13 protein-coding genes are annotated in these 13,230 nt (G+C 51.2%); 9 read left to right on the forward strand and 4 right to left on the reverse strand.

Features of this window, described 5'->3' with window-relative positions; translation table 11 throughout:
* From UC14_RS14085 to mutH, 4 genes are all read right to left on the reverse strand, one after another.
* The coding region (locus UC14_RS14085; protein ID WP_198670073.1) for a transposase domain-containing protein at positions 1 to 173 on the reverse strand (173 nt) is incomplete at its 3' end.
* A gap of 118 nt (positions 174 to 291) precedes the next feature.
* Entirely contained in the window at positions 292 to 1,332 is a 1,041-nt protein-coding gene (locus UC14_RS14090) for an NADP(H)-dependent aldo-keto reductase (protein ID WP_013574159.1), read from the reverse strand.
* A 184-nt stretch (positions 1,333 to 1,516) separates the two neighbouring features.
* Complete coding sequence (locus UC14_RS14095; protein ID WP_198670074.1) at positions 1,517 to 1,735, reverse strand: YgdI/YgdR family lipoprotein; 219 nt, start codon at positions 1,733 to 1,735, stop codon at positions 1,517 to 1,519.
* Between the two features lie 86 nt (positions 1,736 to 1,821).
* The gene (gene mutH / locus UC14_RS14100) at positions 1,822 to 2,508 is read right to left on the reverse strand and encodes a DNA mismatch repair endonuclease MutH (protein ID WP_013574161.1); all 687 of its coding nucleotides are present in this window, start codon (positions 2,506 to 2,508) and stop codon (positions 1,822 to 1,824) included.
* 695 nt (positions 2,509 to 3,203) lie between these two features.
* Here mutH and rppH point away from each other — a divergent pair.
* From rppH to ptrA, 9 genes are all read left to right on the forward strand, one after another.
* A complete protein-coding gene (gene rppH / locus UC14_RS14105) occupies positions 3,204 to 3,731 on the forward strand; it encodes an RNA pyrophosphohydrolase (RefSeq protein WP_013574162.1) in 528 nt (175 codons plus the stop codon).
* Positions 3,732 to 3,742: 11 nt separating this feature from the next.
* Positions 3,743 to 5,989, forward strand: coding sequence for a phosphoenolpyruvate--protein phosphotransferase (gene ptsP / locus UC14_RS14110; protein WP_013574163.1), 2,247 nt, complete (start codon positions 3,743 to 3,745; stop codon positions 5,987 to 5,989).
* A gap of 182 nt (positions 5,990 to 6,171) precedes the next feature.
* Positions 6,172 to 7,041 carry a prolipoprotein diacylglyceryl transferase gene (gene lgt, locus UC14_RS14115; RefSeq protein WP_013574164.1) on the forward strand — a complete coding sequence of 290 codons (870 nt, stop codon included), beginning with the start codon at positions 6,172 to 6,174 and terminating at the stop codon, positions 7,039 to 7,041.
* A gap of 6 nt (positions 7,042 to 7,047) precedes the next feature.
* Positions 7,048 to 7,842 (forward strand): thymidylate synthase, encoded by a 795-nt coding sequence (gene thyA / locus UC14_RS14120; protein WP_013574165.1) that lies wholly within the window; start codon positions 7,048 to 7,050, stop codon positions 7,840 to 7,842.
* 281 nt (positions 7,843 to 8,123) lie between these two features.
* Positions 8,124 to 8,585 carry a prepilin peptidase-dependent protein gene (locus tag UC14_RS14125; RefSeq protein ID WP_112197926.1) on the forward strand — a complete coding sequence of 154 codons (462 nt, stop codon included), beginning with the start codon at positions 8,124 to 8,126 and terminating at the stop codon, positions 8,583 to 8,585.
* Complete coding sequence (locus tag UC14_RS14130) at positions 8,576 to 9,163, forward strand: prepilin peptidase-dependent protein (protein ID WP_112197927.1); 588 nt, start codon at positions 8,576 to 8,578, stop codon at positions 9,161 to 9,163. Before UC14_RS14125 ends, UC14_RS14130 begins: the two co-directional genes overlap by 10 nt.
* Entirely contained in the window at positions 9,160 to 9,645 is a 486-nt protein-coding gene (locus UC14_RS14135) for a YgdB family protein (protein WP_232829690.1), read from the forward strand. Before UC14_RS14130 ends, UC14_RS14135 begins: the two co-directional genes overlap by 4 nt.
* On the forward strand, positions 9,638 to 9,982 hold the full coding sequence (locus UC14_RS14140) for a prepilin-type N-terminal cleavage/methylation domain-containing protein (RefSeq protein ID WP_112197929.1): 345 nt from the start codon (positions 9,638 to 9,640) through the stop codon (positions 9,980 to 9,982). The genes UC14_RS14135 and UC14_RS14140 overlap by 8 nt, the downstream gene beginning before the upstream one ends.
* A 302-nt stretch (positions 9,983 to 10,284) precedes the next feature.
* Positions 10,285 to 13,170, forward strand: a complete 2,886-nt coding sequence (ptrA, locus tag UC14_RS14145) for a pitrilysin (protein WP_112197930.1) — start codon at positions 10,285 to 10,287, stop codon at positions 13,168 to 13,170.
* Positions 13,171 to 13,230: the final 60 nt, after the last annotated feature.

Below are 13,230 nucleotides of genomic sequence, written 5' to 3' on the forward strand. Positions count from 1 at the left end.
CCGATAACCAGCCAGACCATGGACTCGAGGGGGAGTTTACGCTTGCGTAGGGTGACGGTGTCAGTGAGAGAAAAAGCTTGCTGAATGAGGTCAGGAGACAGGAGGTCAGCGAGGCTTTGAACTTCATCGGGGGCAGTGAGATTGATAATACCGAGAGCTTGTGAAAGTTCCATTTAAAAAGGGTCCATGATGAGCATGAACCCTTTTTACACGAGCCACCGGATCGGTCAACTGATCCTTAAACGATCGGCATTACGCTCAGCGCCCTTTTTTGTTGCCTGCAATCAGGATTTACGGCGCAGGAATGGTGAAGCGTTTGTGGATGTTTTCCAGATCAGCGAGGATTTCCTCATCGAGTGTCAGATCCTGACTGTCGATGTTGATCTTCAGTTGTTCCATTGTGGTTGCGCCCAGCAGCGTGCTGGCCACGAACGGTTGCTGACGCACAAAGGCCAGCGCCATCTGAGAAGGATCCAGATTACGTTTCTTCGCCAGCGCGACATATTCAGCAATCGCCGCTTCAGCCTGCGGTGATGAGTAACGGGTGAAACGACTGAACAACGTATTACGCGCCCCGGCCGGTTTCGCACCGTTAAGGTATTTACCGCTCAGCGTGCCGAATGCCAGGCTGGAATAGGCCAGCAGTTCAACCCCTTCGTGCTGACTGATCTCCGACAAACCGATTTCAAAGCTGCGGTTCAGCAGGCTGTAGGGGTTTTGAATCGAAACGATACGCGGCAAATCATGTTTCTCCGCCAGTTGCAGGTAACGCATCACGCCCCACGGGGTTTCGTTAGAAACGCCGATATAGCGGATTTTACCGGCACGAACCTGTTCATTCAGCGCTTCCAGCGTTTCCAGCAAGGTAACCGGAGACTGCTCTTCGGTGTACTGATAACTCAGTTTGCCAAAGAAGTTGGTCTGACGCTGTGGCCAGTGCAACTGATAAAGATCCAGATAATCCGTATTCAGACGTTGCAAACTGGCATCCAGCGCCGCGCGGATATTTTTGCGATCCAGCATCTGAGCCGGACGAATGGCGTTGTCATTGCCGCGGGAAGGCCCGGAGACTTTGCTCGCCAGAACAATTTTCTCACGGTTGCCACGGGCTTTCAGCCAGCTGCCGATATAGCTTTCCGTCAGCCCCTGGGTTTCAGGACGCGGCGGAACGGGATACATCTCTGCGGTATCAATCAGGTTGATGCCCGCCGCAACGGCGTAATCGAGTTGCTGGTGGGCGTCGGCTTCGCTGTTTTGTTCACCAAAAGTCATGGTGCCAAGTCCCAGTAAGCTCACTTCTAAAGAACTGTGGGGTATACGGTGATATTGCATTGCCGGTCTTCCTTTATATCTGAGAATGTCAGCCTGTTAGAAAAAGCGCCTTAACTGACTATATACAAGGCTGGCAGATGGGGGAAGTGGCAGTGTGTGCGGGAGGAACGACGCGGTCGGTGGATAAAATAACAAAGAGCCAGTCCTGATAACTGGCTCTGCGACGGGTTAAGAAGCGTAATGCTTAACGCTTCATCACCTGGCTGACGTTGTCATTATTGATCTGGCGGTCGTTGCCTTGTTCGTCTGTGTAACTCAGCAGTCCGGTAGATTTATCCAGCTTAGGTTTACCATCAGTCAGGATCATATTGCCGTCTTTGGTTGAGATCACATAATCGCTGGCACAGCCCGCGAGGCTCAACACCACAAGCGCAGCACCGACCGCCATTAAAGTTTTCTTCATCATCGTTAACGTTCCTTTTTGTTGTACCGAAGATATTCACATTTAGCGTAGCAAACTATCCCGCAGGCAGCGGGAAATGATATCGGTTAAAGCTGAAAATGGCGGGCCAGAAGCGCCGCCGTAAAACGCTTTTTCAAATAGAAGCCGCGCGGCAGCGTCAAAATGGGTTGCCCTGACTCTCCGATCGCTTCCGTCAGCGCTTTGCTGTTGGCAGCTTTGGGGCGAATTTGCAGGTATTCCCCATGTCGGGCTGTGATGCTTTCGACTTTACCCAGAACAATCAAATCCATCAGTTCTTCCCAGTCCTGACGCAGTTGCTCATCTTCTTCCTCAGAGGGTTGCCATAATAAAGGCGCCCCGATGTGGCGCTCAGCCAGGGGGATCTGGCGCTCACCTTCGACCGGTATCCACAAAACTCGCGCCAGTTTATGGCGCACATGGCTGTTTTCCCACGTCACACCACTGTTACCGGTTAACGGGGCAACGCAGACAAATGTGGTTTCCAGCGGCCTGCCACGGGAATCAATTGGGATCGTTTTCAGCTCAATGCCAATATCAGCGAAATCCTGCTCCGGTTTACTTCCTGCAATGGCGCCGAGATACACCTCAAGCAACATACCGACCCAGCCTTTCTCCCGTTTAAGGTTCTCAGGAATGGGCAGGCCAGCGTGAGCGGCCAGTTCACCCAGCGTATGACCCGCCAGCGATTGTGCGCGGTGCAACAGTTGCTGTTCGTTGTGCGGAGGCTGGGTGGCAGGTAAAGGAATAGACATAAAAAAACAACGCTCACTCAATAGATTAAATTTCGTACTGCTTTTGTCATGCACAGTGAATAAAAACTTATCCCTGTGGAGCAATGAAATAATAGCATGATTTGTCTTAGTTTTTTTTCAGGTTTCTGACTTCTTTTGCGCCTTAACGATTAGGTTGATCACCTGTTGAAGGCGACAATGAACAGGATCTTCCACCTACTTATCCACAGATTTCTTGGATAACCCTGCCTGAATTCGATCACTGGTTCGATTTACAGGCTTGACGGGAGGGGTTTTATCCAATTTTTGGGGCAATGACGTCAACTTTTAGACGATCGCTGTGGATAAAAACAACATTGGTGGATCTTTCGCCAGATCACTTGAAGGTGTGAGATAACTCTCATTTTTAACCGTGGGATAACTCTGTTTAATGTGAATAAGTATTTGTTTTTAAAAATTTTTATCGGAGCATGTTTTCCCGGTAAAAATAAGTTAAGAAGAGTTTTACCCTGCTTACTCTGAAGTTCTTCACATACCTATCCACAGAAAAAGTGAATAAAATCGCAGGTGATTTCTAAAATCTGTTTATAACTTGGCGTATAACTGTGAGTTATCCCATTTTTATTCATGCTGATCGGTATTAACCAGTGGTTTACCGCCTGTTGGTAGTATGAAACAATCAGTACATCTATGAGTTTAGCTATTGGGGTAGTCCGGTGATCGATGATGATGGCTACCGCCCGAATGTTGGTATTGTAATCTGTGACAAGCAGGGTCAGGTGTTGTGGGCCAGACGATACGGCCAGCACTCCTGGCAGTTTCCACAAGGGGGCATAAACCCTGGTGAAACCGCTGAGCAGGCCATGTACCGCGAGCTGTTTGAGGAAGTGGGGCTTGGCCGTAAAGATGTCCGTATTCTGGCTTCAACCCGTAACTGGTTACGTTATAAATTGCCAAAACGTTTGGTGCGTTGGGACACAAAGCCGGTTTGTATCGGCCAAAAGCAAAAATGGTTCTTGCTGCAACTGATGTGTAACGATGCTGATATCAATATGCAGCGCAGCAGTACGCCTGAATTTGATGGCTGGCGTTGGGTGAGTTTCTGGTATCCGGTTCGTCAGGTGGTGTCATTTAAGCGCGATGTTTACCGGCGTGTAATGAAAGAGTTTTCCACCACGATTATGCCGATGCAGGAAGTCTCCCTTCCCAGGACATCGCCCGCCTATCGTCGTAAAAGAGGCTAAGTCACGAAGAGATGCTCACGCGTTTGCGAGAAATTGTTGAAAAGGTAGCAATGGCGTCCAGCCTCAATGATGCGCTGGACGTACTGGTCAACGAAACCTGCCTGGCGATGGACACGGAAGTCTGTTCCGTCTATCTCGCTGACAATGACCGCCGTTGTTATTACCTGATGGCGACGCGAGGTTTGAAAAAACCTCGCGGGCGGACTATTACGCTGGCGTTTGATCAGGGGATTGTGGGTCTGGTAGGGCGTCTGGCTGAGCCCATTAACCTTGCCGATGCGCAGAGCCATCCCAGTTTTAAATATATCCCCGCCGTAAAAGAAGATCTTTTCCGATCCTTCCTGGGTGTGCCGATCATTCACCGCCGTCAGTTGCTGGGTGTGCTGGTTATTCAGCAACGCGAACACCGGCAGTTCGACGAAAGTGAAGAGTCGTTTATGGTCACGCTCGCCACTCAGCTGGCGGCGATCCTTTCTCAGGCACAGCTTAATGTGCTTTACGGGCGCTTTCGCCAGACGCGCGTTCGTGCACTTGCCGCATCGCCGGGTGTGGCCATCGGTATCGGCTGGCAGGACAGCTCGCAACCTTCGCTCGATCACGTTTATATGGCGTCTACGCTGGATACCGTCCGTGAACGCGAACGTCTGACCCGGGCCCTGGAAGACGCCGGTGCTGAGTTCCGCCGTTTCAGTAAACGTTTCGCGGCGAGTGCGCAGAAAGAAAGCGCGGCGATTTTTGACCTCTACTCTCACCTTCTTAATGATGCACGCCTCAAGCGTGAACTGTTCGCTCAAATAGATCAGGGCGCCGTCGCGGAGTGGGCAGTTAAAAAGGTCGTGGAAGAGTTTGCGGCGCAGTTTGCCAGCTTGCAGGATACCTATCTGCGTGAGCGTGGCAGCGATTTACGTGCGCTGGGCCAGCGGCTGGTTTTCCATCTTGATGATACGATTCAGGGCAACACACAGTGGCCGGAACGTTTTATTCTGGTTGCCGACGAACTGACCGCTACTTTGTTGGCCGAAATGCCGCAGGACCGGCTGGCAGGTGTGGTAGTTCGTGATGGTGCAGCTAACTCGCATGCGGCGATTTTGGTCCGTGCGATGGGCGTGCCGACCGTGATGGGCGCCGATATTCAGCCTGCACTGCTCAGCCAGCGACAGCTGATTGTCGATGGTTATCGCGGTGAACTGCTGATTGATCCGGAAGCCGTACTGGTCACGGAATACACGCGGCTGATCAGCGAAGAAATGGAGCTGAGTCAGAAGGCTGAAGATGATGTTGAGCAACCTGCAGCGCTGAAAAGCGGTGAGCGGGTGAAAGTGATGCTCAACGCCGGTCTGAGTGCTGACCATGAAAAATTGTTCGGCAGCCGCGTTGACGGCGTCGGGCTGTATCGCACCGAAATTCCTTTCATGTTGCAAAGCGGCTTCCCTTCTGAAGAAGAGCAGGTCGCGCAATATCAGGGCATGTTGCAGTTGTTTCCGCAAAAGCCGGTGACATTGCGAACGCTGGATATCGGCTCTGATAAACAGCTGCCTTATATGCCGATCAGCGAGGAAAACCCTTGTCTGGGCTGGCGCGGTATTCGTATTACTCTCGATCAGCCTGAAATTTTCCTGATTCAGGTTCGCGCGATGCTGCGTGCCAATGCTGCGACCGGAAATCTCGGTATTCTGTTGCCGATGGTTACCAGCCTTGAAGAGATTGATGAGGCACGTCGTTTAATCGATCGTGCGGGACGTGAAGTGGAAGAACAGTTGGGTTACGAGCTGCCACACACGCGTCTTGGCGTAATGATCGAAGTCCCATCAATGGTCTTTATGTTGCCTGCATTGGCCGGAAGAGTGGAATTTATTTCCGTCGGTACCAACGATCTGACGCAATATCTGCTCGCTGTTGATCGCAACAATACCCGCGTTGCCGGGCTGTATGACAGCCTGCATCCGGCGATGCTGCGGGTGCTCAAACAAATTGTCACCACCGCTGAGGTTGCCGGGCTGGATGTCAGCTTATGCGGCGAGATGGCGGGTGACCCGATGGGTGCGTTACTGCTTACCGGGATGGGCTTTCGTAATCTCAGTATGAACGGGCGCAGTGTTGCCCGTGTAAAATACCTGCTTCGCCGTATCGAACTTCATGATGCCGAAGAGCTTGCCGGTCGGGTGCTGCAGGCGCATTTTACGACGGACGTTCGTCATATGACCGCTGCTTTTATGGAAAGACGCGGGTTGGGCGGCCTGATCCGTGGTGGTAAATAAGCACCAGAGTTGATGCTTTGTACCGTATTACTCCCATCCTGCTCGCTTTCCGGCACAGGATGAGATGATTTTTTACAGAACTTTTCCAGCGGCTTAGCCCCGGAAAACCTTCCGGCTATGCTACTATTCGCTCCCTGCTGGCCCCTGAACGGGCAATAATCATAAACAATTTGTGGTGATAGATGAGCAACAGCTATCTGGCGTTTCCCCAGTTTGATCCGGTGATTTTCTCAATCGGACCGGTATCTCTCCACTGGTACGGACTGATGTACTTAGTTGGTTTTGTCTTCGCGATGTGGCTGGCAGTACGCCGTGCCAATAAGCCAGGCAGCGGCTGGACAAAAGATGAAGTTGAAAACTTGCTGTATGCTGGTTTCCTGGGGGTATTCCTCGGTGGTCGTATCGGTTACGTTTTCTTCTACAACCTGCCTTTATTCCTCGATAACCCGCTTTATCTTTTCAAGGTCTGGGATGGCGGCATGTCTTTCCACGGCGGCCTGATTGGCGTAATCGTGGTCATGCTGATTTTCGCCCATCGAACCAAACGCAACTTCTTCCAGGTTTCCGACTTTATCGCTCCGCTGATCCCGTTTGGACTTGGCGCAGGTCGTTTGGGTAACTTCATTAATGGTGAACTCTGGGGCCGTGTGACCACAGATGTGCCATGGGCAATGCTGTTCCCGGGATCCCGTCAGGAAGATATCGCCATTGCTGCCGCTGACCCTAAATGGCAGCCTTTGTTGAACCAGTACGGCGTATTACCGCGCCATCCTTCCCAGCTGTATGAACTGCTGCTTGAAGGCATCGTGCTATTCATCATTCTGAACATATTCATCCGTAAATCACGCCCGATGGGCGCGGTATCAGGCTTGTTCCTGATCGGATATGGCTTATTCCGTATTATCGTTGAACACTACCGTCAGCCGGATGCACAGCTCGGTCTGTTCGACGGGATCATCAGCATGGGGCAGGTTCTGTCCATTCCAATGGTTGTCATTGGCCTGATTGTGATGGTCTGGGCATATCGCCGTCCGCAGAAACAATTGTCGTGAGGTAACATGAAACAGTATCTGGATTTAATGCAGAAAGTGCTCGATGAGGGCACCCCTAAAGCCGACCGTACCGGTACAGGCACGCTGTCGATTTTTGGTCATCAGATGCGTTTCAACTTGCAGGAAGGTTTCCCGCTGGTCACCACCAAACGCTGTCACTTGCGCTCAATCATTCATGAACTCCTGTGGTTCCTGAAAGGTGAAACTAACATCGCCTATCTGCGTGAAAATAATGTCAGCATCTGGGATGAGTGGGCAGATGAGAATGGCGACCTCGGCCCGGTTTACGGCAAGCAATGGCGTGCCTGGGGCGCGGCTGACGGCAGGCAAATCGACCAACTGGCGAGCGTTGTTGAACAGCTGAAAAAAGACCCGGATTCACGCCGCATTATCGTGTCGGCGTGGAATGTGGGTGAACTGGATCAGATGGCGCTGGCACCTTGCCACGCGTTCTTCCAGTTCTATGTGGCCGACGGGAAACTGTCTTGTCAGTTGTATCAGCGTTCATGCGACGTTTTCCTCGGACTGCCGTTTAACATCGCCAGCTACGCGCTGCTGGTGCATATGATGGCGCAGCAATGTGATCTGGAAGTCGGTGATTTTGTCTGGACCGGTGGTGATACACATCTGTACAGCAACCACATGGAACAGACACATCTGCAACTGACGCGTGAGCCTCGTGCATTGCCAAAACTTGTCATTAAACGCAAACCTGCCTCCCTGTTTGATTACAACTTCGAAGATTTCGAGATTGAAGGGTACGATCCGCATCCCGCAATCAAAGCGCCGGTCGCGATCTGATTCCTTGTTTTTACCGCCTGACAGCACTGTCAGGCGGCCATTTCCCTTTTATCCGGCTTTCCCTCTGCTCCACTTTTTACGCCTTTTACTGACGATTCCAATCCCGATTTACATCCCGATGCTATCCCTGCGAGACATCACGCAACTTATTTGTCGCGTGGATTTCGTTGCACCGATAGTTCTCACGACATCCTGGAAAAAATGACTCTCCCAGTGGCGGAAAAAATCTAAATGCCTATTTTGGCCGCATGAAAACATTTGAGCGGGCAGGGGAAGAGGGAATGTCGCTGATAGAAATGATGGTTGTTGTGACTTTGGTCGCCATGTGCACATTGTGGGGAATCCACACCTGGCGCGATTATCAGCAGGCATTAAAGCTTGAGCAATCTGCGCAGCAACTGCGTTTGTATTTGTACGGGGTGCAGGCCGAAGCCAATAATTACAATCGTTCTGCTGTCTTATGGGGCATTGCCGGTGCTAATGGATGTGTGGGGAGCGGAACCCGCCCTTCAGGTTGTCATAGTGCCGTGGGTAAAATATTCGCCATCAATGAACCCGGTGTGGAGTTACTCGCTGTCAGTGAAAAAACTATGGGTTTTTACGGCCTGCGTAATGCCGCACTTGCCGGACATATCACACTAAAAAATTCAGCGGGTAGTTTGCGAATCGTACTTTCTGTCAGAGGACGGTTACGTACGTGTAGTGAAAATCAGCCTTTACTGAGTATCGGCTTATGCCAGTGAATTTAGCCCGTTGTCAGGGATTCACGCTGCCTGAAGTCATGATTGCGATGGGGATTGGCAGCATGCTGATGCTCAGTGCCGCGCAAATCTATCCGCTGATGCGCCAGAGAAGCCAGAGTCTGGGCCGACATTATCAGCTCGAGCAACTGTTGCGCCAGACTACTTTTGCCATTGGCAAAGATATTCGCCGGGCCGGTTTCTGTAACGGAACCTGCGCGGGTAAATCTGTCATCATCGGCAACGCTGCGGGTGAAGCAACCAGCTCCTGCATCCTTGTTATCTATGACCTGAACCGCAACGGAACATGGGATAAGCCCGGGACGGCGGACTCTGAATACTTTGGTTACCGTTTGCGTCAGGGCGGTATTGAGATCCAGCGCGGGGCGGGTGATTGCAGCAGTGGAGGTTGGGAAAAACTCCTCGACCCTGCTGAAGTCAGCGTGACCCGGTTCGTGGTAACCGAGGTCGCAGCAAGTGGCTCCGGCCGCTTGTATTCTCTGCAACTTGAAGCCAGCTGGAGCAAAAATCCTTTCATCCACCGGCAGGTGACCGAGATGATTGCAGGCCACGTCTTATGACAGCAGCAAAAATGCGCGATTCGTCCAGACAGCGGGGGAGCGCCATGATCCTGAGTATTCTGGTGATGATGGGATTAGGGCTGATTGCCCTTAACTCGCTGCAACAGCAACTTTCCGCCGGGCTTGCGCTGACGTCAAATCAGCACCGCTATGTCATTGCCCGGGAAAATGCAGCCTCAGCATTAGCATGGGGTATCCGCCAGTCATGGAAAGACAGCCGCGAACCTCTCTGGCAGTGCCGGGATATGCCCGCAGGCCTCATTGTTTCAGGAAGTGGCAGGACGTGTACCCGGCCTTCATTGCGTCAGGATATCTTTCTGGTTCGTGGTGAGGGACGCATGGCTGAAGGCAATGAGCCGGTTATGCAGTATCAGCAAGTCAGTATTAAAAAACAGACTGGTGGAAATCTGATTTTTTCACCGCTGACACAGGGATGGCTGGATTTTTGTCCTGAGGCTGATGAGCAGATCTGCAATGAATGAAAGCCACTCAGCACAGCAAGGTTTCAGCCTCACGGAAGCGCTCATCGTCATGTTGTTCTTGTCAGTTTCCATTCTGGGCCTCCTGAATTATTACCAATCACTGAGCAATGGGTTTATGCGTCAGTGGCAGGTTCAGCAGGCGTGGTCAGAAGCACATTCCCAGCTTGAAGCATATTCAGTGGCAGGAAAGGGGACTGAGCCTTTAGCGAAAGATTGGGAATATCGGTTTACAGGCATTTCAGATGCACAATCCTGCAAGCTGGTCACTGCGACAATTCAAACGCCGGCAAAATATCAGGCAATATTGCAGCGCTTAATATGCAATTTTGGCCCCTGAAGTTGTGCCTGTAAGCCGCATATTACCGGACAAAAATACTGTTAAGCCACTTGCAATGGCGGGCTAACAGCTTAGAGTGGTTTAACAGGGTTATTTTTCCCTATAGGGAGCAATTGGCTTTATGGTTAAAACGTGACGGAACATAGGAAGAAAATCCCGATTCGATTTTTTTCACAACTATCCTGTTTCTGCGGGGTCTTAGCAGGCTTAACCGCTCAAAACAGCTTGTTGAGGTTCATCTACCGGTGAGCTGTATATTTATTGCCCGTGTGGCACGTTTATTCGATTGAGGGAGAGTGGCAATGTTAAAACACGTTACCCGCATTTCCGGGGTACTGTTGTTATTGACCTTTTGGGCCCCTGTTGTTTCAAGTGCAGCCGACTGGCAGCCTTTTGCACAAGCTATCAATAAAAGTCAGAACGACCCTCGCCAGTATCAGGCAATTAAACTGGCTAATGATATGACCGTCTTGCTGGTTTCTGACTCTCAAGCCCCCAAATCACTCGCCGCGCTCGCCATTCCTGTCGGTTCGCTGGAGGATCCTGATTCTCAGCTGGGTCTTGCCCACTATACTGAGCACATGTTACTGATGGGCTCGAAGAAATATCCTCAGCCGGAAAGTCTGTCTGAATTCCTTAAGAAACACGGTGGCAGCCACAATGGCAGCACTGCTTCTTACCGTACCGCGTTTTATCTTGAAGTAGAAAACGATGCCTTGCCAGAAGCGGTAGATCGCCTTGCAGATGCTATCGGTGAACCGTTGTTAGACCCCGCCAACGGGGACCGTGAGCGTAATGCGGTGAACGCTGAACTGACCATGGCCCGATCACGTGACGGCATGCGGATGGCGCAAGTTCGCGCAGAGACATTAAATCCCAGGCATCCGGCGTCCCGTTTTTCAGGCGGAAACCTGGATACGTTGAAAGATAAACCGGGCAGTAAGCTTCATGATCAGCTGACGGCTTTTTATCAGCGCTACTATTCTGCCAACCTGATGGTCGGTGTGATTTACAGTAATAAACCGTTGCCTGAACTTGCTGAGCTGGCCGCCACAACCTTTGGTCAGATTGCCAATCACCACGCAGCTGTGCCGCCGATTACGGTCCCGACATTAACAGCAGACCAAAAGGGTGAGTTTATCCATTTCGTTCCTGCACAGCCGCGCAAAGAATTACGGGTTGAATTTGCAATTGATAATAATAGTGCCCATTTTCGCAGTAAAACCGACACCTATATCAGCTATCTGATGGGTAACCGCAGCCCGAATACCTTATCAGACTGGTTACAGAAGCAAGGCTATGCCGATGGGATCAGCGCAGGTGCGGACCCGATGGTTAACCGTAATATGGGCGTATTCAATATCTCTGTTTCCCTGACTGATAAGGGACTGGCGCAGCGCGATACGGTTATTGCAGCCATTTTCAACTATCTCAACGAAATACGCGCTCAGGGCATCAAAAAAACCTATTTTGATGAAATTGCCCACGTTATGGCGCTCGACTTCCGCTATCCGGCGCTGACGCGTGATATGGATTATGTCGAATGGCTGGTGGACACCATGTTGCGGGTCCCTGTCGAGCACGTTCTCGACTCACCTTATCTGACTGACCAGTATGACCCCAAAGCGATTGAGGCACGTCTAACAGAAATGACGCCGCAAAATGCGCGTTACTGGATCATCAGTCCGAACGAGCCGCACAATAAAGTGGCCTACTTCGTTAATGCGCCTTATGAAATTGATAAAGTTCCCGCGCAAACCTACTCGCAGTGGCAGACGTTGGGGAAGGGGATTTCGCTGTCGCTGCCGGCGCTGAATCCGTACATTCCTGATTCACTTGCGCTGGTCACTAAAGATTCGACGGCGACGAAACCTCAGCTGCTGGTTGAAGATAAAGGTTTGCGTGTGTTCTACATGCCGAGTCGTTATTTTGCTGATGAGCCTAAAGCCAATGTGACTGTTTCTTTCCGCAATGAGCAGTCGCTCAGCACGGCTAAAAATCAGGTGCTCTATGGCCTGACGGATTACCTCACCGGCGTGGCTTTTGATCAGCTGAGTTATCAGGCATCCATTGGCGGGATCACGTTCGGGACATCTCCGGATAACGGTTTGCAGTTTACTGCCACAGGTTTTACCGAGTGTCTGCCTGATTTACTGGCAGCGCTGGTTGATAACTACCCCGATTTCAAACCGACTCAGGAACAGCTTGATCAGGCGAAATCATGGTATCTCGAACGCTTAGCTTCAGCAGATAAAGGAAAAGCGTTTGAGCTGGCGCTGCAACCGGTTCAGTTACTTTCGCGGGTGCCTTACACCGAGCGCAGCGAGCGTGAAAAGCTGGTTTCTGCCATCACACTGGATGATGTTAACGCTTACCGTGAACAACTGGTTCACCATGCTGCCGTGGAAATGATGGTTGTGGGGAACATGACGGCTGATCAGGTTAAAGCGATGTCTCAGCAAATTATGCAAAAGCTGGGCGCGCATGGGACGCGGTGGTGGCGCGGAAAGCAGGCTGTAGTGACTCAGCCGCTGAAAGCTAATATCCAGCGTATCGGGACAAGTTCGGACTCAGCACTGGCAGCGGTATATGTTCCCACCGGTTATGATGAAGTTCAGAGCATGGCGTACAGTGCATTGCTGGGACAGATTATTCAGCCATGGTTCTACAGCCAGCTTCGGACACAGGAACAGCTGGGTTATGCCGTGTTTGCTTTCCCTATTCCGGTAGGAAAACAGTGGGGGATTGGTTTCCTGCTGCAAAGTAACAGCAAGCAACCTGACTATCTGTATCAGCGCTATCTGGCATTTTATCAGCAGGCCGAAAAACGTCTGCGTGAAATGAAGGATGATGAGTTTCTGCAATATAAACAGGGACTGGTGCATGAAATGCAGCAAAATCCGCAGACGCTAGATGAGGAAGCCGACCGTCTGGGGAATGATTTCAGTCGCGGAAATCCGCAATTTGATACCCGCACGAATGTGATCCGGGTTATTGCCGGGCTGACTCAAACTCAACTGGCGGATTATTTCGATCAGGCTGTAATGAAGCAGGATGGTCTGGCGATGCTTTCGCAGGTCTCAGGCAACGACAGCAAGACCCCACAATATGCGGCGCCTGAGGGCTTTAAAACCTGGCCTGACACCTCCACGTTGCAACAGGTGCTGGAACCGCACGCGGATAAATAACGTGCTGATGTGCAAAGCAAAATAAAAAGGACGCGAGAGCGTAATGCCGATCGTTTAAGG

The sequence above is a fragment of the Rahnella sp. NRRL B-41462 genome (genome assembly GCF_003263525.1).
Taxonomy (GTDB): Bacteria; Pseudomonadota; Gammaproteobacteria; order Enterobacterales; family Enterobacteriaceae; genus Rahnella; species Rahnella aceris.